At 66.9% G+C, this 22,271-nt stretch carries 17 protein-coding genes; 9 read left to right on the top strand and 8 right to left on the bottom strand.

The features are described 5' to 3' along the window. The first annotated feature begins 116 nt into the window (after nt 1-116). The 3 genes from ACE5C1_RS03405 (at nt 117) to ACE5C1_RS03395 (ending at nt 1,238) form a co-directional block, all read left to right on the top strand. Nucleotides 117-491, top strand: coding sequence for a hypothetical protein (locus tag ACE5C1_RS03405; RefSeq protein ID WP_374942658.1), 375 nt, complete (start codon nt 117-119; stop codon nt 489-491). 79 nt (nt 492-570) lie between these two features. After that, entirely contained in the window at nt 571-867 is a 297-nt protein-coding gene (locus tag ACE5C1_RS03400; RefSeq protein WP_374942657.1) for a DUF3297 family protein, read from the top strand. A gap of 47 nt (nt 868-914) precedes the next feature. Then, the gene (locus ACE5C1_RS03395) at nt 915-1,238 is read left to right on the top strand and encodes a PilZ domain-containing protein (RefSeq protein WP_374942656.1); all 324 of its coding nucleotides are present in this window, start codon (nt 915-917) and stop codon (nt 1,236-1,238) included. A 10-nt stretch (nt 1,239-1,248) separates the two neighbouring features. On the opposite strand, the gene ACE5C1_RS03390 is transcribed toward ACE5C1_RS03395, so the two are convergent. After that, the gene (locus ACE5C1_RS03390; RefSeq protein ID WP_374942655.1) at nt 1,249-3,096 is read right to left on the bottom strand and encodes an ABC-F family ATP-binding cassette domain-containing protein; all 1,848 of its coding nucleotides are present in this window, start codon (nt 3,094-3,096) and stop codon (nt 1,249-1,251) included. 102 nt (nt 3,097-3,198) lie between these two features. Here ACE5C1_RS03390 and ACE5C1_RS03385 point away from each other — a divergent pair, with 102 nt between their 5' ends. Together ACE5C1_RS03385 and ACE5C1_RS03380 are read left to right on the top strand one after the other, a co-directional pair. After that, on the top strand, nt 3,199-5,835 hold the full coding sequence (locus ACE5C1_RS03385) for a M1 family metallopeptidase (protein ID WP_374942654.1): 2,637 nt from the start codon (nt 3,199-3,201) through the stop codon (nt 5,833-5,835). Nucleotides 5,836-5,984: 149 nt separating this feature from the next. Then, complete coding sequence (locus ACE5C1_RS03380; protein ID WP_374942653.1) at nt 5,985-8,327, top strand: TonB-dependent receptor; 2,343 nt, start codon at nt 5,985-5,987, stop codon at nt 8,325-8,327. Nucleotides 8,328-8,361: 34 nt separating this feature from the next. Here ACE5C1_RS03380 and ACE5C1_RS03375 read toward each other — a convergent pair whose 3' ends face one another. The 5 genes from ACE5C1_RS03375 to ligA all read right to left on the bottom strand — a co-directional run bounded on the left by ACE5C1_RS03375 (nt 8,362) and on the right by ligA (nt 16,347). Further along, a complete protein-coding gene (locus ACE5C1_RS03375) occupies nt 8,362-8,637 on the bottom strand; it encodes a hypothetical protein (RefSeq protein WP_374942652.1) in 276 nt (91 codons plus the stop codon). Between the two features lie 59 nt (nt 8,638-8,696). Continuing rightward, nucleotides 8,697-9,500: a LytR/AlgR family response regulator transcription factor gene (locus tag ACE5C1_RS03370; protein ID WP_374942651.1), complete on the bottom strand. Its 804-nt coding sequence runs from the start codon at nt 9,498-9,500 to the stop codon at nt 8,697-8,699. Continuing rightward, nucleotides 9,497-10,639 carry a sensor histidine kinase gene (locus tag ACE5C1_RS03365; RefSeq protein WP_374942650.1) on the bottom strand — a complete coding sequence of 381 codons (1,143 nt, stop codon included), beginning with the start codon at nt 10,637-10,639 and terminating at the stop codon, nt 9,497-9,499. The genes ACE5C1_RS03370 and ACE5C1_RS03365 overlap by 4 nt, the downstream gene beginning before the upstream one ends. A 94-nt stretch (nt 10,640-10,733) precedes the next feature. Continuing rightward, the gene (locus tag ACE5C1_RS03360) at nt 10,734-14,096 is read right to left on the bottom strand and encodes a carboxypeptidase regulatory-like domain-containing protein (RefSeq protein WP_374942649.1); all 3,363 of its coding nucleotides are present in this window, start codon (nt 14,094-14,096) and stop codon (nt 10,734-10,736) included. 178 nt (nt 14,097-14,274) lie between these two features. Further along, nucleotides 14,275-16,347, bottom strand: a complete 2,073-nt coding sequence (gene ligA, locus ACE5C1_RS03355) for an NAD-dependent DNA ligase LigA (RefSeq protein ID WP_374942648.1) — start codon at nt 16,345-16,347, stop codon at nt 14,275-14,277. 124 nt (nt 16,348-16,471) lie between these two features. Here ligA and ACE5C1_RS03350 point away from each other — a divergent pair, with 124 nt between their 5' ends. Together ACE5C1_RS03350 and ACE5C1_RS03345 are read left to right on the top strand one after the other, a co-directional pair. Next, nucleotides 16,472-17,500, top strand: coding sequence for an SDR family oxidoreductase (locus ACE5C1_RS03350; protein ID WP_374942647.1), 1,029 nt, complete (start codon nt 16,472-16,474; stop codon nt 17,498-17,500). A 156-nt stretch (nt 17,501-17,656) separates the two neighbouring features. Beyond that, nucleotides 17,657-18,073, top strand: a complete 417-nt coding sequence (locus ACE5C1_RS03345) for a hypothetical protein (RefSeq protein ID WP_374942646.1) — start codon at nt 17,657-17,659, stop codon at nt 18,071-18,073. Between the two features lie 11 nt (nt 18,074-18,084). Here ACE5C1_RS03345 and recN read toward each other — a convergent pair whose 3' ends face one another. Continuing rightward, on the bottom strand, nt 18,085-19,740 hold the full coding sequence (recN, locus tag ACE5C1_RS03340) for a DNA repair protein RecN (protein ID WP_374942645.1): 1,656 nt from the start codon (nt 19,738-19,740) through the stop codon (nt 18,085-18,087). 130 nt (nt 19,741-19,870) lie between these two features. On the opposite strand from recN, the gene ACE5C1_RS03335 reads away from it, so the two are divergent. Beyond that, nucleotides 19,871-20,314 carry a hypothetical protein gene (locus ACE5C1_RS03335; RefSeq protein ID WP_374942644.1) on the top strand — a complete coding sequence of 148 codons (444 nt, stop codon included), beginning with the start codon at nt 19,871-19,873 and terminating at the stop codon, nt 20,312-20,314. A 52-nt stretch (nt 20,315-20,366) separates the two neighbouring features. Here the strand turns inward: ACE5C1_RS03335 and ACE5C1_RS03330 are convergent, their stop codons facing one another. Further along, nucleotides 20,367-21,332: an outer membrane protein assembly factor BamD gene (locus ACE5C1_RS03330; protein WP_374942643.1), complete on the bottom strand. Its 966-nt coding sequence runs from the start codon at nt 21,330-21,332 to the stop codon at nt 20,367-20,369. A gap of 93 nt (nt 21,333-21,425) precedes the next feature. Between ACE5C1_RS03330 and ACE5C1_RS03325 the strand changes: the two genes are divergently transcribed. Continuing rightward, nucleotides 21,426-22,250 carry a phosphoheptose isomerase gene (locus ACE5C1_RS03325; protein WP_374942642.1) on the top strand — a complete coding sequence of 275 codons (825 nt, stop codon included), beginning with the start codon at nt 21,426-21,428 and terminating at the stop codon, nt 22,248-22,250. Nucleotides 22,251-22,271: the final 21 nt, after the last annotated feature.

Raw genomic sequence — 22,271 nt, 5'->3', positions numbered from 1 at the left:
TCCGCTAACTACCTCATTCCGCAGCCGTTCAGTACGAATCGCCTAATCGCTGCAACACGGTCGCGGCGTCGTGCGTTGATACCGCGCGGACCGGGCGTGTATTCAGGAGGTTCGAGATGAACGGTTTGATCAAGAAGGCGGGCCTTGGACTGGCCCTCGCGGCGACCGCGCTGACCGCGGCGGCGCCTGCGGACGCGCAGCGCTATCGCGGATATCGCGGCCACCGCGGCGGTGGCGACGTGGCGGCGGGTGCGCTGCTGGGCGGGATCGTCGGGCTCGGGCTGGGCGCAGCGATCGCGTCCAACGATCGCGGACGCTATTACGACCGTGGTTACGCCTATGACCGTGGTTATTATCAGGCGCCGCCGCGGGTAATCTATCGCGAGCGCTATTACGCGCCGGCGCCGGTTTACCGCGGCTATTACGACCGTGGCTATGACGATCGCGGTTATTATCCGGCGCCGCGCTACCGGGGTTATTACGGCTATTGAGGCAATGCAGCGGCGCGGTCCTTGGGGGCCGCGCCGTTTTGCTATGGATAGCGTGAAGGCTTCGCGGTAGGGCGCGGCGATGAGCGATACTCCCCCCGCCGATACCCCGCCGGACCGCCTGTCGATCAACGCCGACAGTCCCCATTTCGACCAGTCGCTGCTCGAACGCGGCATCGGCATCCGCTTCAAGGGTGCCGAGCGCCGCGACGTCGAGGAATATTCGATCTCCGAAGGCTGGATCCGCGTGGCGCTCGGCAAGAAGGTCGACCGGCGTGGACGTCCGCTGACGTTGAAGCTCTCGGGCCCGGTCGAGGCCTGGTTCGAGCGGCCAGCCGCTGGATCTGGCGAGGACGCGCAAACGCCAACGGCGGATTAACCAGCCGCGACAAACCCACTTTCATGCTCGGCGGCTATCGGCGGAGCATGGAAAATCCCCCATCCTATCCGCAGTGGCTGGCCCGCGAAGAGCGCAAGGCGGAGCGTCACGAACTAGCGCTCAGCGGCACCGCGACCGACTCGAGAACGGTCCAGCAACCCGTCGAGATGGTCGACTTGTCGCCGCTCGGTTGCCGGCTGCGGGTGGTCGAGCCGATGCGGGTGGGCAGCTACATCACGCTGGCGAGTGGGTCGGCACCGCGGCTGGAGGGCTGGGTGGCGTGGTCGCGGCCGTTTGAATGCGGGGTCGATTTCGCGCAGCCGGTACCCGGCATCGTGGTCGAGCAGATCGCGGCGCGCGCGGCGCCCTGACGCGAGTCGGTCAGGCTGTCTCCAGCGCCTCGCTCGCTTCCAGCCACCGGGCTTCGCTCGCCTCGAGCTTCGCCTGCACCTCGGCACGGCGCTTGTTGAGGTCGCCCATCGACAGCTTGGCGAAACGCGGCTCCGCGCCCGCGGGGTCGAACATCGCGCGGTCGACCGCGCCGCGCTCCTTGGTCAACCGGGCGGTCTCCTCCTCCAGCTCGCGAACGGTCTTGCGCAGCGCCAGGTCGCGCTCGCGCTGTGCGGCTTCGGCCTTCTTGTCCTTCTTGGCCTTGGCGACCGGCTTTGGATCGCCTTTCAGGACGAAGTCGATATAGTCGTCGAGCGTCCCGTCGAACTCGCGCGCGGTGCCGTCGTCGACCAGCACCAGCCGGTCGGCGGTGAGCTCCAGCATGTGGCGGTCGTGGCTGACAAGCACGACCGCCCCCGAATAATCGTTGAGCGCCTGGACCAGCGCCTCGCGCGCATCGACGTCGAGGTGGTTGGTCGGTTCGTCGAGGATCAGCAGGTGCGGCGCCTCGCGGGTGATCAGCGCCAGCGCCAGGCGCGCGCGCTCGCCGCCCGAAAGACGACCGACCTTGGTCGTCGCCTTGTCGCCCGAGAAGCCGAACCGTCCGAGCTGCCCGCGCACCGCCGCAGGCGCGGAGCCGCGCATGATCCGAGTCATGTGTTCGAGCGGGGTATCGTCGGTGTCGAGTTCTTCCACCTGATATTGGGTGAAATAGCCGACCTTCATCTTGCCAGTCGCGTTCATCTCGCCGTCCATGGGCGCCAATTGCGCGGCGAGCAGGCGGGCGAGGGTGGTCTTCCCGTTGCCGTTGCGCCCAAGCAGCGCGATCCTGTCGTCGGGGTCGAGGCGCAGGTTCAGCCGCTTGAGGATCGGCACGTCCGCATAGCCGACGCTGGCCATATCGAGCGTGATGAGCGGCGGGCGCAACTCGTCGGGATTGGGAAAGCCGAACGACAGCGTCGGATCGTTCGCCATCTCGGCGATCGGCTGCATCTTGGCGAGCATCTTCTGGCGGCTCTGCGCCTGCTTGGCGGTCGACGCGCGCGCGGAGTTGCGTGCGACGTAATCCTGCAATTTGGCGCGCTGCGCGTCCTGGCTGGCCTTGGCGGCAGCGAGCTGCGCCATCCGTTCGGCGCGCTGCCGCTCGAATGCATCATAGCCGCCGGGATACAGCGTGATCTTGCCGCCTTGCAGGTGCAGGATGTGATCGACGACGTTGTTGAGGAAATCGCGCTCGTGGCTGACGACGACGATCGTCGCCTTGTAGCCCTTGAGGAAATCCTCCAGCCACATAACCGCTTCGAGATCGAGGTGGTTCGACGGCTCGTCGAGCAGCAGCAGGTCGGGCTGCGAGAACAGCAGCGCGGCGAGCGCGACTCGCATCTTCCACCCACCCGAGAAGCTGTCGAGCGGCTGGCTCTGCATCTGCTCGTCGAAGCCCAGCCCCAGCAGGATCTGCGCGGCACGCGCGGGCGCGGTATAAGCGTCGATCGCGATCAGCCGTTCGTAGATGTCACCGAGCTTGTGCGCGTCCTCTTCGGTCTCGCTCGCGTGCATCAACTCGGCACGCTCGACGTCGGCGGCGAGCACGGTGTCGAACGGGGTGGCGACGCCGTGCGGGGCTTCCTGCGCGATGTAGCCGATCTTCGCGCCGCGTGGCATGTCGGCGCTGCCACCGTCGGGCTCCAGCAGTCCGGCGATCACGCGAACCATCGTCGACTTGCCCGCGCCGTTGCGCCCGATCAGCCCGACGCGGCTGCCGGGCGGCAGCGTGGCGGTAGCGCCGTCGAGGATCGTGCGCCCGCCAAGACGCACGGTGATGCCGTTGAGGTTGAGCATGGCGGAGCCGTTAGCAGATGCAGCATGGATTTGCGAGGGGGCGTACGGTTGTGAGTGCGCGGGCATCGGGTTAAGCCTTTGCCACACCACAAGGGATCACCGATGCGCGCCATTCTGTCTGCCGCCTGCCTATCGCTGCTGTCGACCACTGCAATGGCGCAAGCCGCTCCCGCCACCGATCCGCGCGCGCCGCTCGGCAAGCTGTCGGATGCGGCACGGCCGACCGCATACCGGATCGACATGACGATCGACCCCGATCAACCGCGCTTCAGTGGGCATGACGAGATCGATGCGGTGATGAAGGGGCCGACCCGCAGCCTGTATATCCACGGCCGCGACCTGACCGTCACCCGCGCGACCGCCACCGTCGCAGGCAAGCCGGTCAAGGCGACATGGACGCAAGTCGACCCGACCGGCGTCGTCCGGCTCGACTTTGCCTCGATCGTGCCAGCGGGCGCGGTGACGCTGACCTTCGATTACTCGGGCGCGTTCGGCGACAGTCCGGCGGGGCTCTACCGGATCAAGGTCGGCGACGCCTGGTACAGCTGGACACAATTCGAATCGATCGATGCGCGTGCCGCCTTCCCGTCGTTCGACGAGCCCGGGTTCAAGACGCCGTTCACGGTCTCCATCACCACCAAACTCGGCTTCAAGGCGGTCAGCAACGCGCGTGAAACCGGCGTGACCAAGGCGGGCTCGATGGAGCGGCACACGTTCGAGGCGACCAAGCCGTTGCCGACCTATCTGGTCGCGATGATGACCGGCCCGTTCGTCGCCGCGACCGCCCAGGTGCCACCGACGCCGCAGCGCACCACGCCGCTGCCGCTCGGCGTTTTTGCGACCCGCGAGCAGGCGGACAAGCTGGTGTACGTCAACAAGGAAACGCCGCGCATCGTTTCGCTGCTCGAATCCTATTTCGGCCAGCCGTTCCCGTTTCCCAAGCTCGACCAGATCGCCTCGCCCGTCATGCCCGGCGCGATGGAGAATGCGGGCGCGGACACCTATGCCGACGACATCATCCTGCTCGACGATGGCGCCACGACGGGCCAGCGCCAGAATTTCGGCATGATCGTCGCGCACGAGCTGTCGCACCAGTGGTTCGGCGATCTGGTGACTCCGGCGTGGTGGGACGACATCTGGCTGAACGAGAGCTTCGCCAACTGGATGGGCTACCGCATCGGCAACGAATGGCGGCCTGAGCTCAACATCGGCGTCGGCGCGCTCGCCGAAGGGTTCCGCGCGATGGACACCGACGCGCTGGAGGTCGGCCGCGCCATCCACCAACCGATCGCCACCAATGGCGAGATCGACAGCGCCTTCGACGGGATCACTTACGGCAAGGGTGGCCAGGTGGTGGCGATGATCGCGGCCTATCTGGGCGACGACAAGTTCAGGTCAGGCGTGCGGCTCCACATGCAGCGGCACGCTTACGGCAACGCGACGTCGGAGCAGTTCTTCGCCAGCCTGGCCGATGCCGCCAAGGACCCGCGCGTGCTGGCGGCGTTGAAAAGCTTCGTCGACCAGCAGGGGGTGCCGGTGGTCGACGTTGCACGACGCGGCAATCAGCTGGTGCTCACCCAGTCGCGCTACGCGTTTCTCGGCAGCAACCCCAAGCCTGAGAGTTGGACCATTCCGGTCTGCATCGGCGGGAACGGGGGCAAGCGGACCTGCACGCTGATGGACGGCGCGACCGCGACCGTCGCGGCGCCGGGTGCGGGCGCGTTCATGCCCAACGCCGGTGGCACCGGTTACTACCGCTTCAACCTGGCGCCAGCCGATTGGCAGGCGCTGATCGCGACGGGTGCGACGATGCCTGCGGGCGAGGCGATCGCGACGACCGACAGCCTTTGGGCGGCGTTCCGCGCGGGCAAGGCGCAGGCGAGCTGGCTTGTCGATGCCGCCAAGGCGATGGCGGCCAATCCGGATTCGACCGCGGGGGTGACCAATGGCCAGCGGCTGGCGGGCTTGCGCGGGCGCGGGTTGATCGACGATGCCACCTTGCCCGCCTACCGTGCGCTGATGGACCGGATCTACGCGCCCCGGCTCGCCGCGCTGGGCTTCGATCCCGCGCTTGGCGCGCATGCCGCAGACACGCCCGACCGGCAGGCGCTGCGCCAGGAGCTGGTCGGGCTGGTCGGCGAGGAGGCGCGCGATGCGGGCGTTCGCGCCAAGCTGATCGCGGCGGGCAAGGCGTATCTGGCGGGCAACACCCGCGCGCTCGACCAGGCGTTTCTCGGCGATGCGCTGGTGATGGTGGTCGAGGACGGCGGCCTGCCAGCTGCCAGGATGCTGGTCGAAAGGGCGCTGTCGAGCCAGGACGCGGTGTTCCGCCGTTCGGCGCTGGGGGCTGCGGCGGCGAGCGGCCGGCCCGAGGTTGCGCGCTGGCTGCTCGATTTCCAGGACCAGCGGCTGCGCTCGATCGAGCGGTTCGGCGGTATCGGGATCCTTGCCCGAACCGGCGGCACAGCGGACCTCGCGGGCGACTGGATCCTCGCCAATTACGCGACGTTGGCAGCCGGCGCGAACGGCATCTTCGCCACCAGCCGCCTGCCGCAGGCGCTCAACGGCCAGTGCAGCGTCGCCAAGGCGCAGCGCATCGAGGCCTTGCTGGGGCCGAAGGTGCGTGCGGCGAACGCGGGCGTACTCGACTTCGAACGCGCCGTTGAGACGATCCGGCATTGCGGCGACCTTAAGGACGCAAAATCGGCGGAGGTCGCGGCGGCGATCCGGGCGGGGTGAATGGGGCGGAAGGCGGTCCGGCAGCCGCCTTCCCGCCGTCACAATCCCCGGCTAACGGCCTCTAAATCGACCCTGCAGAATCCGACCGTGCCACCAAGGCCGCGGCGGATGGGAGCGGCGGGGCCGTCGATCCAGATGGGGGACTATTCGTGACCAAGACCGCCGCCTTTCGGGCGATGCTGCTGCTGACCGGCGCTTGTGCCGCAGCGCCCGCCTTCGCGCAGGACGTACCCGCGAGCCCGACGACCACCGCCGATGCAGGCCAGAACGGGGGCCAGAACGGGGGCGACACGCTGGGCGACATCGTCGTCACTGCGGAACGCCGATCGGAGAACACGCTGAAGGTGCCGGTGTCGGTCGGCGTCGTTTCGGGCGAGAGCTTGCGCGATTTCACCGCGGGTGGCGACGACACGTTGCTGTCGCTGTCGGGCCGGGTGCCCGGGCTGTACGTCGAGTCGACGACCGGCCGCATCTTCCCGCGCTTCTACATCCGCGGCCTCGGCAACATCGACTTCTATCTCGGCGCGTCGCAGCCGGTGTCGATCATCCAGGACGACGTGGTGCTGGAGCATGTCGTGCTGAAATCGAATCCGGTGTTCGATGTCGCGCAGGTCGAGGTGCTGCGGGGGGCGCAGGGTTCGCTGTTCGGCCGCAACACGACCGCGGGCATCATCAAGTTCGACACGATCAAGCCCACGCAGACCTTCCAGAGCCGCGCCAGCGCCTCGGTCGGCAGCCTGTATTCGACCAATATCGACGCCGGTGTCGGCGGTCCGCTGATCAAGGACCTGCTGGCGTTCCGGCTGTCGACGCTGATCCAGCATCGCCAGAATTGGATCGACAACACCTTTGCGGGCACCAGCGCCGACAGCACGTCGACCCCGCGGAAGAATGCGCTAGGCGGCTTCGACGATCGCAACGTCCGCCTGCAACTGCTCATCACGCCGGGCGATCGCCTCTCGGTCGACGTGTCGGGGCATGCGCGTTGGTACGACGGCACCTCGACGATCTTCCACCGCGGTGCGCTCAAGAAGGGCTCGAACGACGTCTCCGCCGAACCGCGCGGGCGGATCGCGCTCGACGAAGGCAACGACAACCCGCAGTCGTACGACACCTATGGCACGTCGGTGCGCGCATCCTACGATTTCGGCGCGGCGACGCTGACCTCGATCACCGCCTACGAGAGCACGTCGGGCTATAGCCGCGGCGACACCGACGGGGGCGCAGCGGCGAACTTTCCGATGAACGGCGCGCCCAACGGCTTCGGCGAGAGCCAGGGCAACATCCGCGACCTCGATCAATGGACCGAGGAACTGCGCCTCGCCAGCCCCGGCGGCGGCCGGTTCAAGTGGCAGATCGGCGGCATGTATTTCGATAACCGCGATATCACCGAATTCTACCAGCGTGCGTTCTTCCTGACCACGCCGGCGCGCAACCCGAACAATTTCGTGCGCCTCCATGACGTCAACACATCCTACTCCGGCTTCGGCCAGATCAGCTACGCGCTGACGCCGAAGCTGACTGCGACGCTGGGCGGGCGGGTGACCGAGGACAAGAAGCGCACGCAGCTGCTCCAGACCGCCAACACTGTCACGGGTGCCTCGACCTATAATGGGCGGCGTAACGTGACGTTGAAGGACACCCAGCCGAGCTTCGACGCGGCGATCCTGTATCAGGCGTCGCCCGACTTCAGCCTGTATTCGCGGTTCGCGCGGGGTTTCCGCGGGCCGACGATCCAGGGCCGCTCGGCGGTGTTCAACTCGGACTTCACCACCGCCAATTCCGAGACGATCCTGTCTTGGGAGACCGGGTTCAAGAGCAACCTGCTCGGCAACACGCTGCGGCTGAACGCGACGGTGTTCGGCTACCGGGTCAAGGACATCCAGCTCAACGGCAACGATTCCAACGGCAACGGCGTGCTCTTCAACGCGAACAAGGCCGAGGCGTACGGGTTCGAAGGCGATGCGACGTGGCGGCCGGTGCCGAACCTGACGCTCGGCGCGGGGCTCAGCCTGCTGCACTCGGCGATCCGCGACAAGCGGGTGTATGCGCAGGTGTGTGCCCTCAACGGCGTCGTCGTCTGCACCGTGCAGGACCCGACGATCACCCGGCCGGTGTTCGGGAGCCCGGCGGTGTTCGCGCAGATCGACGGCGAGCCGCTGCCGAATGCGCCCGAATACAACGTCGACCTGACCGCGCGCTATGACCAGCCGCTGTCGAACGGCGGGCGGGCATTCATTGCGGGCGACTTTAACATCCAGGGCTATACCCAGTTCGTCCTGTACCGGGCGAAGGAGTTCACCGCGAACGGCAACTTCGAAGGCGGGTTGAAGCTGGGCTATGCCGCGCCCGACGATGCGTACGAAGTCTCGGTGTTCGCGCGCAACATCACGGGCGAGAAGAACCTGAAGGGCGTGATCGAGAACTACATGGCCGCGGTGTTCAACGAACCGCGGATCGTGGGCGTCCAGCTGAGCGGGCGGTTCCGGTAACGTCAATCCTCCCCGTGCCGGGAGAACCAGACGCTCACTCCATATCGCTCTCGCTGATAACGATCAGCTCCTGGTCGGGGTCGCGGGCCAGCGCGGCGGCAGCGAAGGTGGCGATGTCGTCGCCGTGGCGGACGACCAGTTGCACCGCCTCGTCGTCCTCGGGCACGTCGCCCGACAGCGCCTCCAGCACGTCGTATTGCACCGCGAAGCGATACGTCTCGCCACTCGCCTCGCCGTCGAACTCCACCACTTGCGCGTCGACGTCGTTCAGCAGCGTCGTCTCGTCGATCGTCACCCGGTCTTCGGCCATGAAATGCTCCTGTGCGTGTTCAGAGCGCCCAAGCGCCGGAGCGGCCCCGCGGTTCCGCCTCAATGGACGAAGCGCGCCACCACGTCGCGGTAGCTGCGCGAGACCTTCACGCTCGATCCCGAGTTCAGCACCAGGAAGCACTCGCCGTTGGTGTGCGGCTTCACCTGCTTGACCAGGTCGAGGTTGACGATCGTCGAGCGGTGGATGCGCTGGAAGCGGCGCGGATCGAGCCGTTTTTCCAGGTCCTTCATCGTCTCGCGCAGGATCAGCGTGTTGTCCGCGGTCTTGATGACCATGTAATCGCCCGCCGCCTCGATCAGCTCGATCGTGTCGACGTCGACGCGGAAGATCTGGCCCTGGTCCTTGATGTTGATCAGTTTCTCGAACCGGTTCGCCTGGACGTCGCCGCCGTCGCCCGCCGCCATGTCCGCGACCGCATCGGGTGCGACCTCGGCCAGCACCTCCTTCAGCCGATCGACTTCCTCCACTCCGCGTTTCTCGACCAGCCGCTGGCGCACCCGGTCGAGCGTGTCGGCCAGCCGCGATTCCTCGACCGGCTTCATCAGGTAATCGACGGCCTGCGCCTCGAACGCGCGCAGCGCGTGGTCGCCGTAGGCGGTGACGAACACGAACAGCGGCGGCTCGACCTCCATCAGCCCCTGCACCACCGAAAAGCCGTCGAAGCCGGGCATCTGGATGTCGAGGAAGACGAGGTCGGGCTTGTGGGTCTTGATGCTGCGGATCGCCTCGCGGCCGTTCTGGCATTTGTCGATGATCTCGACGTCCTCATGCGCGGCCAGGCGAAGCTCCAGTCCCTGGATCGCGAGCGGCTCGTCATCGACGAGGATGGTACGAATGGTCATGGGATCTCTCTGTTCACATCTTCGAGCTGGAACGGAATCTCGATCTCGACCGAAAAGCCGCCCGTTGGCGTGGTACGCGTGTCGAACCGGTGGTCGGGACCGTAGGCCTGCGCCAGCCGTTCCCTGATATTGGCGAGCCCTACGCTGGTTGAAAGACTTGGGGCCGAAAAGCTCGGGCGAATCTGCGCGTCGTGCAACCCCGGCCCGGTGTCGGATACGGCGATCTGCACCCGTTCGCCGCTGAGCCGCACCGCGACGTCGATATCGGCGCCTTCCTCCTGCGGGGTGACCGCGTATTTGATCGCATTCTCGACCAGTGGTTGGAGCAGCAGCGAGGGCAGGCGGGCGCGTTCGGCACGCGGATCGATGTCGAACGACGGGCGCAGGCGGTCCTCGAACCGCATCTTCTCGATCTCGAGATAGAGTTTCAGCGTCTCGACCTCCTGCTGGACCGTCACGTGCGCGGTCGGTTCGTTGGCCAGCGTGTAGCGCAGGAACGACGACAGGCGGCTGAGCATCGCGTTGGCGCGCTCGGTCTGTTTCAGCAGCACCAGCGTGGAGATGGAATTCAGCGTGTTGAACAGGAAATGCGGATTGAGCTGATAGCGCAGCATCGCCAGCTGCGCCGAGGACGCCTGCATCTCCAGCACCTGCATCTGATCGATCTGTTCCTCGACGATCAGGTAGAAATTGATGCCGAAATACAGCGCCGACCAGCCGAACAGCACGGTGAAGGTGACGTAGACCGATCCCAGCAGGCGGGTTAGCGTCACCCCCGGCGTCTGGGTGGTGATGAAACTGAAGGTGAAGGCGTCGATCACCGCATAGAGGAAGGTTGCCGCCGCCAGCGTCGCCAGCGTGAGGAACAGGCTGAGCGCGAGCGGCAGAATTCGGTAATAGCCGTAGAGCGCCGACAGCAGCAATGTCAGGCAATAGCCGACGATCGCCTCGATGATGACGGGGATCACCGCGTCGAGCGACAGCCCGTTGGAGACCGACGACACCCCGCGCAGCAGCAGATACCCGCCCCAGCCGACCGCCTGCAACGTCCAGAACGCACGCGCCTTGTTCTCGAAGAACGGCCGTGCGGACAGGCGGGGACGTGGCTTCTGATTGGGGGGGGGCGGGAGGGAGGCCATCGCCCGCGCGCTTACACGCTGCGGCGCACGCGCAAAAGGGCCGCCGGTCCCGGGTGGGAGCAACGGCCCTAAGCTACAAGGTTTAAGGGCGTCCTCAGAAGGTGAAGCGCGCGCCGATGCGGATCGCGTAGAGCGAGCCGGTCACGTTCGTCACCTTGTCGTTGGGCGTGGCAAACCCGGAGTAGCGATATTGCGCGCAGGGCTGCGTCGAAGTGGTTGCGGCTGCCGCGAATGTGCCGCCAGCCGGGTTCACCGCTCCCGCAGCGGTGCCCGTGGGAACCGCACCCTGTAGGCACTGCACCTGCACGACCGCCGCGTTGTAGGAGAAATTGTACTGCTTCAGCGCACCCCAGTCGCTGTCGATCAGGTTCAGCAAATTGTTGACGTCCGCAAATACCGACACCTTCGAGCCGCCGACGAAGGTCGGCAGCTCCTGCTCGACGTGCAAATCGATACGGGTGAACGACTTGCTCCGAGCGATGTTCTTGGGCGCGATCTGCCCACGGTACTTGTTCAGCGCCGTGCCATTTATGAACGTGTCGAACGCCGTTGCCGTCGCCGTGCTATCGTAGCTGACGATCGGATCGCTCGTGCTCGTTGGCACATAGGGCAGCAGGAACGCGCTGTTCAGGATCGTGCCGCTGACCGGCGAGCGATTGCTGCCCACGTTATTCTGCATGACGTAGCTGTACGGGCGGCCTGCACGTGTCTCGCCGAACAGTTGCAGCTTGGTACGGTAATCGCCGAAGAAGGCGTGATCGTAACCGAGGCTGTACTTGAACTGCCACTTGATCTGGTCGCTCGACGTGCCGAGCGCCGGACGGTTGGGGTCGGCGAAGAACTGGTTCTGATAGTTCGAGTTAATCGTCGACGACGTGGCCGGTGACACGTCGCGGACGTCCTGCAGCGAATAGCTGCCGCCCACCTGGAGGCCCCAGTCGAATTGTTTGTCGAAGCGGACCACCCCGATGTGGGTGCGGCCCTTCCCGGTATTGGTGGTAAGGATGTCGTAGTTAACGTCGGCAAAACCGGTCGGTGCCAGCGAATTGTAGCGGGGCCGCCCGTCGGGCAGCGTTCCGATCACGACCGACCGCGCATCGGTGAAAATGACCTGGTTCTTGGCCGCCGAGAAGTAATAATCGGCGCCAAAGGTGATCCCGAACAGGTCGTAGTCGGCGGACAACGTCCCCTTGTACGCCGACGGTAGCTTGAAGTTGGGATCGAGCGCGCCGGTGTTGGTCAGCGCGTTGGTCGAGCCGCCGCGGACGTAATCGCTGACCGCCTGCGGGATCTGGCCGGTGACGCCGTTGAGCGCCGCGTTGCAGACCGCGGCCGGCACGTTGCCGGTGCAGGTCGCACCGGCGATCTGTGCGGGCAACGCCGCCGAGGCAGCACGTGTGAACGTCACCGCATTGGTCGTGACGGTGTTGGAATAGCTGTTGGACAGATAAATGTCGGGCGAGCCGCCGCCGAAGATGCCGCCGCCGCCGCGAATGGTCAACTGCGACACCGGCTTCCAGTTGAAGCTGGCGCGCGGCTGGAAGATTTCCAGCCCCTTATACGTCTTGGTGTTGCGGAAACCCTCACGTGCCAGGAAGCTGGGATTGGCGACCGGCGCGCCGCGCATGCCATACAGGTCCCAGCGGAAGCCGTAGCTGAATTGCAGCGTGTCGGTGACCTGCCAATCGTCCTGCACGCCGAACGTCCACTGATCGTAGTGGAAGTCGGCGGCGGCGCCGTTGGGATCGCCGCTGATCGGCACAGCGACCGCCAACGTGTTGGCCCGGCCCGCCTGATAGTCCGCCAGCGAGTCGAAGTAATAATTGCCCAAGCTGTTCGGCACGAAGTTGTTGAAGGTGCTGTTCTCGTTGAATTCGGCCAGCATTTTCAGCTCGTGGTTGTTCAGTCGGAGCCGGCTGAGCACCGAACCGCCGTACGTTTTGGTGTTCAGCTCGTTGGTCTGGCGATTGTTGTCCGGGCCGAACGCGATCACCGGCGAGCCGGTCGTGACCGTTGGGCTCGTCGCGCCGGTGGTGCAGGCGGTCAGGCTGCCCAGGGTGGCTGCGTCGGTGCAAACGCGAAACTGCGCGAAGCCGCGGCCGAGCAGCGGTTCCTGTCCGCGCTTATAGGACTTGTACAGGCCGCGAACTTCGGTCGAGAAGTTGTCGGTCCAATCGGAATTCAACTGGACGATGCCGGCACGCAGCAATTCGGTCAGCGAATAGGCATTCGACTGAAGCCCGTAGGACGGACTGGTGCCGGTGCTGGTGTTGTTCTGACTGTCCAGCGCGTCATAGGCGTTGATGTACGACACCGACAGGCGCTGGCCGTCCGTGACGTTCCAGTCGATTCGCCCGACGATCTTTTCGTCCTTGCGGTTATTGATCGTCAGCACGCCTCCGGGGTTGTACTTGTAGGCGGTGTTGGCGGTGCCGACGACGCTGGCGATTGCGGCAGACGTCAGGCCCGGAACCTGGCTCGCCTGTGTTGCGAACGGCCGCGGATCGGTGTTGCGCTCGGCCGAGACCATGAAGAACAACGTGTCCTTGACCAGCGGCCCGCGCAGCGTCGCGCCATAGGTCTCCGATTTGAAGTTCGGGATGACGAAGTTGGTGCCGTCGCTCTTGTCGCCCTGCAGTTCATCGCGGTTCTGCGAATAGAAGCCGGTGCCGTGGAATTCGTTAGTGCCCGAAAGCAGCACGGTGTCGATCGCACCGCCCTGGTAATTGCCTTGGCGGAAATCGAAGTTCGCCGCGGCCACGGAGACCTGCGCCAGCGCGTCGAACGGCACCGGGCCGCGCCCCGTTGGGCTCGAATCCTGGTTCAGCCCGAAACTGTCGCCGACCTGGACGCCGTTGATGGTGAAGCGGTTGAAGCGTGGGTTGACGCCGGCGATCGAGACGGCACCGCCGCGCTCACCATTGTTCGACAGATCGAGCGTGGCGAAAGGATCGCGGCGGACGATATCGCGCACGTCGCGGTTGACCGAGGCGACCTTCTGGATATCGGCCTGGGTCAGGACGGTCTGCGGGCCATTCGAGCGCACCCCGGCCCCAACGATCGACGATGCGGTCACGACGATGTCTTCACCCGCGCCTGCGGCATCGGCCGCATTCGCAGCGTCGGTGGTTGCAGCCAGATCGATCGGGAGTGTGAACGGCTGCTGCACGACCGTAAAGATGTCGGTGACGGTCTTGTTGCCGACTGCGCTGGTGACTTCGACCGAGTACGGGCCACCGGGGCGGAGGCCCGCAACGGTAAAGCCGCCATCCGCGCCACTGGTGGTTTGCGAGCGAGTTCCCGAGGCAACGTCGGTCGTGACGACGGTAGCGCCCGCGACCGGCGCACCGGCATTGGTCACGGTGCCGCGAATCTGCGCGGTCGTTTCCTGCGCGAATGCGCCAGCGGGAACCATCAGCGCAACCGCAGCCACGCCCAGGAAGAGGTTGTTACGCATCGAATCTTGTCCCTTTTGTCGCCGTGCTGTTCGCCAGCACGCCCGGCGTTCTCGCCGTCGCTGCTGCCCATGTGCCTGGAGTATTGCGCTTCCATGACATTGGCGAGTCGCGCGTCGCAGCATTCACAAGTCGTTCATGGTGCGTTGCAAAAAAGCACCACTTGGACCCGGTGAGGATTTACTCGGCCGCCGCGACGATGGCCGCCCAGCCCGCCTCGTCGATGACGGGCACGCCCAGGTCGGCCGCTTTCTTCAGCTTCGATCCCGCCGCCGCGCCCGCCACGACCAGCCCGGTCTTCGCCGATACCGATCCTGCAACGCGTGCGCCGAGCGCCTCTGCCTGATGCTTGGCCTCATCGCGGCTCATCGTCTCCAGCGTGCCGGTGAAGACCACGGTCTTGCCCGACACTTGCGACCCGCGGGTCTCGTGGACGTAGACAGGCGGCGCGACTTCGGCGAGCAGGTCGTCCCACAGCGTCACATTGTGCGGCTCGTGGAAGAAGTCGCCGAGCGCGCGCACCACGATCGGCCCGACACCCTCGATCAGCGCGAAGTCGCCGAGCGAGTCGGCATCGCCCGTGCGTGCCGCCTCGGCGGCGGCGCGTAGGGCGGGGAGGGTGCCGAACCGCCGCATGAGGTCGCGCGCGGTGACCTGCCCGACGTGGCGGATGCCCAGCCCGAACAGCAGGCGGGCGGCGTCGGGCGTGCGCTTGACCTCGATGGCGGCGAGCAGGGCGTCGACCGATTTGGCCTGCCATCCCTCGCGCGCGACGAGCGCGTCGCGGTGCCGGGCCAGCCGGAAGATGTCGGCGGGCTCGGCGATCCAGCCGAGCGCGAGCAGCTCGACCAGCGTCTTCTCGCCCAGCCCGTCGATGTCGAGCGCGCCCCGCGAAACGAAATGGCGCAACCGTTCGAGCCGCTGCGCGGGGCACACCAGCCCGCCGGTGCACCGCACGTCGACCTCGCCCGCCTCCGCTACCGCCTCGCTTCCGCACTCGGGGCAATGGTCGGGAAAGGCATAGGCGGCGCGCTCCTCGTCCAAGGTCAGCACCTCGACGATCTGCGGGATGACGTCGCCCGCCCGCTGGACGACGACGCGGTCGCCCGGGCGGGCGCCCAGCCGTGCGATCTCGTCGCGGTTGTGGAGCGTCGCATTGGTGACGACGACGCCGCCGACCGTCACCGGCTCGAGCCGCGCGACGGGGGTCAGCTTGCCGGTGCGCCCGACCTGGATGTTGATCGCGGCGAGCGTAGTCTGCGCGCGCTCTGCCGGAAATTTGTGCGCGATCGCCCAACGGGGCGCGCGCCCGATTATGCCGAGCCGGGCCTGCCAGTCCAAACGGTTCACCTTGTAGACGACGCCGTCGATGTCGAACGGCAGGTCGGCGCGCACTGCTTCTATCGTGCGGTACACGGCCAGCGCCGCCTCGACCGTCTCGGTCAGCGCAAAGCCGACTGCCACGGGAAAGCCCCAGCCGCGCATCGCCTCGACGACCTGTGCCTGGGTGTCGCCGGGAACCGCGCTGGCCTCGCCCCAGCCATGGGTCAGGAAGCGCAGCGGACGAGTCGCGGTGACGCTCGCGTCCTTCTGGCGCAGCGATCCTGCGGCGGCGTTGCGCGGATTGGCGAATTGCCGCGCCCTGGCGGGGTCCGCTGCTTCGGCGAGCAGCCGGGCGTTGAGCGCGGCGAAATCGGCCTTGGCCATATACACTTCGCCGCGCACCTCGAATACCTGCGGAGCGCCCTCGGGCAGCGTTTGGGGGATGTCGCCGATGGTGCGGACGTTGGCGGTGACGTCCTCGCCGACCTGCCCGTCGCCGCGGGTCAGCGCCTGGACGAGGCGTTGGTCCTGGTAGCGCAGCGAGCACGACAGCCCGTCGATCTTGGGCTCCGCGGTCAGCGCCACCACCGCGTCTTCATCAAGCTTGAGGAAACGGCGAACGCGCGCCACGAACTCCGCCACCTCGGCGTCGCCGAAGGCATTGTCGAGGCTGGTCATCGGCCTGGCATGCGCGACCTTGGCGAGATGCGCGGCAGGCGCCGCGCCGACCTGCACGCTCGGCGAATCGGCACGGACGAGCTGCGGAAACGCCGTCTCCAGCGCGGCATTGCGTCGTAGCAGCGCATCATACTCGGCGTCGCTGATCTCGGGCGCGTCGTCGCTGTGGTACAGCCGGTTGTGCCGCGCGATCTCGGCAGCGAGCGATGCCAGCTCGGCGGCGGCTTTGGCGTCGGTCGTCGGCATGGTCATCCCGAAAGGGTAAGGGAGGGCGGCCGCCGCTCGCAAGCGAAAGTCTGCATGATCCAGGTAAGATGCGGAAACCAAGACCTTCTCTCACGCGCTTTGCGAAGCGAGCCGTTGAGAGGACCGCACGATGACCGACGACACGACCCGCCGAGACGTGATGAAGGCCGCCGCCGCCACTGGCGCGCTCGCCGCAGCGGCACCCGCCTTTGCGCAAGGCGCGATGCCCCCGGTCGATCCGCAGACCAAATACACCAGCACGCCATTCCCCGAACAGAAGCAGAAATGGCCCGCGCTCCAGCGCGAGATGAAGCCGGTCCCCGATTGCGGCGAGGCGAGCTACCGCGGCTCCGGGCGGCTGACCGGGCGCAAGGCGCTGGTCACCGGCGGCGATTCGGGCATCGGCCGCGCCGCGGTGATCGCGTTCGCGCGCGAGGGCGCCGACGTCGCGATCAACTATTTCCCGACCGAGGAGCCCGACGCGCAGGACGTCGCACGGCTGCTGCGGGGCGAGGGGCGCAAGGTCGTCCTGATTCCCGGCGACCTGACCGACGCCGCTTTCTGCCGCGATCTGATCGCGCGCGCGAACCGCGAATTGGGCGGGCTCGACATCCTCGTCAACAACGCCGCTTATCAGCAATCCAAGGAGTCGATCGCCGAGATCACCGACGAGCAGTTCGACCGGACGATGAAGACCAATCTCTATGCCATGTTCCGCCTCACCAAGGCGGCGCTGCCGCTGATGAAGCCCGGCGCGGCGATCATCAACACCGCCTCGGTCAATTCGGTAAACCCCGGCGAGGAACTGCTCGACTATGCCACGACCAAGGCGGGCATCGCGATCTTCACCAAGGCGCTGGCCAAGCAGGTCGCCAAGCAGGGTATCCGCGTCAACGCGGTCGCGCCGGGGCCGATCTGGACGCCGTTGCAGGTCGCAGGGGGGCAATTGCCGGGCAAGATGGCGGAATTCGGGCAGGACACGCCACTCGGCCGCGCGGGCCAGCCCGCCGAATTGGCCGGGCTGTACGTCAGCCTCGCCGACCCGGGCAACAGCTTCACCAGCGGCAGCATCTTCGGCGCGAACGGCGGCACCGCCTCGAAACTCGCTCCTTCGCGAATTTTCAAACAGATTTTGAACGCGCCTCAACCCTTGGGATAAGGGGAGATACATCCAAGTTGGAGCCAACTGCGCCTATGCCGATCGCTTCCAGCGGCTACCTCAGGGCTAGGAATTAGCCGCTGAGGGGGTCGAGTGGCGAAAACGGCGCGGGATGCCTTGATCGGCGAATTTCAACGGCGCCTGGTGGATCTGGGGGTGCAACAGGACGTTCGCCACGCGGTGATGGCGCTTGTCGAGACGGGGTTCGAGGCGCGCGAGGACACGCCCGATTCGTCGGCGGCGCGATTCCAGGTCCGTGTCGCGCGAACCTTCTACAAGACGTCGCTGCGCGCCACGGAGGCGCTCGGCACCTCGTCGATGGGCATGCTCATCATGCTGCTCGACTTGTTCGTGGCGCATGAGCAGGGGCATTCGGTGTCGGTGTCGAGCCTGTGCATCGCCAGCGGTGGCGCACCGACGACGGCGCTGCGCCAGATCGGCCAGTTGGAGGCGCGCGGCTTCGTCACTCGCCGCGGGGACGAGCGCGACCGGCGGCGCTGCTGGATCCATCCGACGCCGCCCGCGATCGATCTCGTCCGCAGCCTGGTCGAGGAATGGGCGACGGCGTTGTAGGCGCGGTGCTCTCAGGCGGTCTCCAGCAGCCGCTCGGCCTGCGCGCGTGCTTCGGCCGTGATCGTCGCGCCCGACAGCATGCGCGCGATCTCCTCGCGGCGTTCGTCCTCGTCGAGCGCGCGGACGCCGGTGCGCGTGACGGTGCCGTCGTGACTCTTGGCGATCAACAGATGCTGCTGCCCGCGTGCGGCGACCTGGGGCGAGTGAGTCACCACCAGCAACTGGGTGCGCTCCGCCAGCCGCGCTAATCGCTCGCCGATCGCGCTGGCAACGGCACCGCCGACGCCGCGATCGATCTCGTCGAACACCATCGTCGCCGCCGCGCCTTCCTCCGCGAGCGCGACCTTGAGCGCCAGGATGAAGCGCGACAATTCGCCGCCGCTGGCGATCTTGATGAGTGGCGCGAACGGCGCGCCGGGGTTGGTCGAAATGGCGAACTCGACCCGGTCGCGGCCGAGCGCGGACCAGCCGTCTTCGCCGATCGGCGCGACCTCCGTGCGAAAGCGCGCGGCATCGAGCTTCAACGGCGCGAGCTCGCCGGTAACGGCTGCGTCGAGCCGCGCGGCGGCGGCGGTGCGCTCGGCGGTAACGGCCGCGGCGGCCGAGTCATAGACGGCGCGCGCAAGCGTGACCTTGACCTCCAGATCGACGATTCCGCTCTCGCCGGCGTCGAGTCGCTCGAGCCGGTGGCGCAGCTCGTCGGACAGCGCTCCCAGATCGTCGGGCTGGACCCGGTGCTTCCTCGCCATCGCACGCAGCTCGAACAACCGTGCTTCGTCGTCCTCGAGCTTGCGCGGATCGTGCGACAGGTCGACGCGCGCCTCGCGCAACCGCTCCTCGGCGACCGCGCCCTCGATCACCGCGCGGTCGACCGCGGCCAGCGCCTCGGCGAGTGCGTCGTGGTCGCCCGCAATGCGTTCGAGCACCCGCGCGGCCTGGCGCAGCTTCGACAGGCCGCCGTCCGACCCTTCCAGATGCGCGTCGACCGCGGCGAGATCGTCGACGATCTTTTCCGCGCGCTGCATCGTGCGACGGCGATCGGCGAGCGTTTGCTCCTCCTCGGGCTCAGGGTCGAGCGCGGTCAGCTCGGCGACCGCATGCTCCAGCCAGTCGCGGTCGCGCGCCGCGGCATCGATCTCCGCGCGCGCGGCGGCGAGCGCACCTTCGGCGTCGCGCAACGCGGTCCACGCGCGCGCGGTCGTGCTCGTGTCGACGCGGCCGAAAGCGTCGAGCAGCGCGCGGTGCCCGGCGGGGGAGAGCAGCCCGCGGTCGTCGTGCTGGCCGTGGATCTCGACCAGATGCGGGGCGATGTCGCGGAGCAGCCCGGCGGACGCCGGCTGGTCGTTGACGAAGCCGCGGCTGCCGCCGTCGCGCTTGACAATGCGGCGGACGACCAGCGGCTCGCCGGGCTCGGTCGCGAAGCCATTGTCGTCGAGGAGGGTAAGGACAAGCGCGGGCGCGTCGAACGACGCGGTGACCACCGCCTGCGCCGCGCCGTGGCGCACGAGCCCGCTGTCGCCGCGCCCGCCCAGCGCGAGCCCCAGCGCGTCGAGCAGGATCGACTTGCCCGCGCCGGTCTCACCGGTGAGGACGCCGAGGCCCTCGTGGAACTCCAGGTCGAGCGCCTCGATCAGCACCACGTCGCGGATGGATAGCCCGGTCAGCATGCGCGTGCCCCTACACGGCTTTGCGCGGGGGAGCGATGCCTGAATGTTCCACACACGGCACCACGATATTGATTTCGCTTGCCGGCACCTTCTAAGAAGGCCCGGTGGCCCACCCGGTGCGAGGAAGAGTATGCGGAATTATGTCATTGCGGCGCTGCTGGCCGCGATACCTGCAGCGGCAATTGCTGGCGACAAGATGTATGCATGGAAGGCCAACGTGACCGCCGCCGAGCTAGAGGGCGACCAGATCGCCTGTTTCAAATATGCGAACGACGTCGCCAACGGCAAGCGGGTTGCCAACCCTTATAACCCTGTGACCCAATCGACGACCGCCGGGGCGATGGGCAGCGCCTTCGGCGCAGGTATCGCGGCGGGGATCATGAAGGCCAAGGCGCGCAACGCCGCCTACTACGGGTGCATGCACGACGCAGGCTATTCGCAGCGTCGGCTGCCTGCCACCGAATACAGGGCGTTCAAGGCGCTGAAGGGAGATGCTCGAAAGGCCCGGTTGATGGAACTGGCGAGCGCCCCGACTGCATTACACCCCGAAATGCCTGCCGACGAATACGATTGAGCGGCGCGGCACCGGAGCCGGAAACCGCCGGCTCCGGTGCCGCGCTCTTCGCTCACGTCGTCGGCGTCTCGGTGGTCGGCGTACCCGTGCCCGTGGTGCCACCGCTCGGCGCCACCGGAGTCGGGGTGCCCGGCGCTTCGGCCTTGGGAGTCGCGCCGCTTTCGCCGGGCAGGCTCGGCCGTGCGCCGGGCGTCCCCGGCGGCACCACCTGCGCGCCCGCGGCCACCGGCGGCAGCGGTTCGGCGGGGTGGTCCTTCATCAATTTGTACGCGCGCTCGTACCAGTCGGTGCCCGGATAATTGGCGCCGAGCACCGCCGCCGACTTCTGCGCCTCCAGCGGCGTGCCGAGCGCCAGATACGTCTCGGTCAGCCGCATCAGCGCTTCGGGCGCGTGGGTCGTCTGCTGATATTGTTCGATCACCCGGCGAAAGCGCAAGGTCGCCGCCAGCCACTGCCCGCGCGTCTCGTAGAAGCGGCCGATCTCCATCTCCTTGCCCGCAAGATGGTCGTTGACCAGGTCGATCTTGAGGCGCGCGTCGGCGGCATAGCGGGTGTTGGGATAGCGCCGGGTCAGCTCGCCCAACGCGTCGAGCGCCTGGCGGGTGATCTTCTGGTCGCGGGTGACGTCGCCGACCTGCTCGTAATAGCCGAGCGCGATCAGGTAATAGGCATAAGGTGCATCGCGGTTGCCGGGGTGGACCGACAGGAAGCGCTGCGACGACTGGATCGATTCGGTATAGTCGCGGTTGAGGTAGTAGCTGAACGCGCTCATCAGCTGCGCCCGGCGCGCCCAGACCGAATAGGGATGCTGGCGCTCGACCTCGTCGAACAGCACCGCCGCTTCCTTGTAGCGGCGCTGGTCGAGCCGCTTCTTGGCGGTCAGGTACAAGGTGCCGACATCGCGGGCGATATACGGCGTGTCGGTCTTGGCCTTGTTCGCGGCGCAGCCAGCGACGCCGAGAGCGGGGAGAGCGATCGCGATAGCGAGCGCGGTGGTACGGAACTGAGGGATACGCATCGTCGCCCCCATAGCGCAGGGGAACGGGGGCGAACAATAGCGCGCGTCGCTCGTTACGCGTACGATACCCTTTCATAATGTACGAGGTTCCCGATGCCCGCGACGCTGCTCCAGACCCACCGTGTCGAAAAGCCGTGGGGCCGCCACGATCTCGGCTTCGGCTTTCCCGATCCGCCGAAGGACGGCGATCCGGTCGGCGAGATCTGGTTCCAGGAGCCGGGCGACACCAAGCCCGACATGCTGATCAAATATCTGTTCCCCGGCGAGCGGCTGTCGGTGCAGGTCCACCCCAACGACGAACAGGCGCACGCCCGCGGTCTGCCGCGCGGCAAGGACGAGTGCTGGACGGTCCTCAAGGCCGATCCAGGCGCGACGATCGCGCTCGGTCCCAAGGCGCCGATGACCCCCGACCAGCTCCGCGCCGCCGCGCAGGACGGGGCGATCGTCGACGACCTCGACTGGGTGCCGGTGAAGGCGGGCGATTTCCTCTACTGCCCCTCCGGCACGATCCACGCGATCGGCGGCGGGCTGACCGTGATCGAGGTGCAGCAGAATTCGGAAACGACCTATCGCCTCTACGATTACGGCAGCGACCGCGAATTGCACCTGAAGGACGGCGTCGACGTCGCCGACCTGCAACCGTACCGCGGCGTGGTGTCGCCGGGGGCCGCTGGCGAGGGGCGGACGATCCTGGTCGAGGGGCCCAAGTTCGTGCTCGAACGGCTCAAGGGCGGCGAGCATGCGGTCGCGCTCCCCGAAGGCAAGACCGCGTGGCTAGTCCCGATCACGGGATCGGGGAGCGTGGCAGGGGTCGACTGGAAGGCGGGCGAGTGCGTCACGCTGACCGAGACCGAAACGGTTCGCGCGAGTGACGATGCCGACATGCTGCTGGCCTATTCGGGGACGCGGCGGATGTGAGCATGGCTTTACTATGCAAGA

The sequence above is a fragment of the Sphingomonas sp. genome (genome assembly GCF_964263785.1).
Lineage (GTDB): Bacteria > Pseudomonadota > Alphaproteobacteria > Sphingomonadales > Sphingomonadaceae > Sphingomonas.
Note: the sequence above shows the minus strand (reverse complement) of the source record. Positions and strands in the feature narration are given on the sequence as shown.

Coding starts and splice junctions, on each gene's coding strand:
- ACE5C1_RS03335 (WP_374942644.1), top strand. CDS start 19,871: ATGCGGAATTATGTCATTGCGGCGCTGCTGGCCGCGATACCTGCAGCG.
- ACE5C1_RS03330 (WP_374942643.1), bottom strand. CDS start 21,332: ATGCGTATCCCTCAGTTCCGTACCACCGCGCTCGCTATCGCGATCGCT.
- ACE5C1_RS03375 (WP_374942652.1), bottom strand. CDS start 8,637: ATGGCCGAAGACCGGGTGACGATCGACGAGACGACGCTGCTGAACGAC.
- recN (WP_374942645.1), bottom strand. CDS start 19,740: ATGCTGACCGGGCTATCCATCCGCGACGTGGTGCTGATCGAGGCGCTC.
- ligA (WP_374942648.1), bottom strand. CDS start 16,347: ATGACCATGCCGACGACCGACGCCAAAGCCGCCGCCGAGCTGGCATCG.
- ACE5C1_RS03370 (WP_374942651.1), bottom strand. CDS start 9,500: ATGACCATTCGTACCATCCTCGTCGATGACGAGCCGCTCGCGATCCAG.
- ACE5C1_RS03390 (WP_374942655.1), bottom strand. CDS start 3,096: ATGCTCAACCTCAACGGCATCACCGTGCGTCTTGGCGGGCGCACGATC.
- ACE5C1_RS03385 (WP_374942654.1), top strand. CDS start 3,199: ATGCGCGCCATTCTGTCTGCCGCCTGCCTATCGCTGCTGTCGACCACT.
- ACE5C1_RS03365 (WP_374942650.1), bottom strand. CDS start 10,639: ATGGCCTCCCTCCCGCCCCCCCCCAATCAGAAGCCACGTCCCCGCCTG.
- ACE5C1_RS03360 (WP_374942649.1), bottom strand. CDS start 14,096: ATGCGTAACAACCTCTTCCTGGGCGTGGCTGCGGTTGCGCTGATGGTT.
- ACE5C1_RS03405 (WP_374942658.1), top strand. CDS start 117: ATGAACGGTTTGATCAAGAAGGCGGGCCTTGGACTGGCCCTCGCGGCG.
- ACE5C1_RS03325 (WP_374942642.1), top strand. CDS start 21,426: ATGCCCGCGACGCTGCTCCAGACCCACCGTGTCGAAAAGCCGTGGGGC.
- ACE5C1_RS03395 (WP_374942656.1), top strand. CDS start 915: ATGGAAAATCCCCCATCCTATCCGCAGTGGCTGGCCCGCGAAGAGCGC.
- ACE5C1_RS03350 (WP_374942647.1), top strand. CDS start 16,472: ATGACCGACGACACGACCCGCCGAGACGTGATGAAGGCCGCCGCCGCC.
- ACE5C1_RS03400 (WP_374942657.1), top strand. CDS start 571: ATGAGCGATACTCCCCCCGCCGATACCCCGCCGGACCGCCTGTCGATC.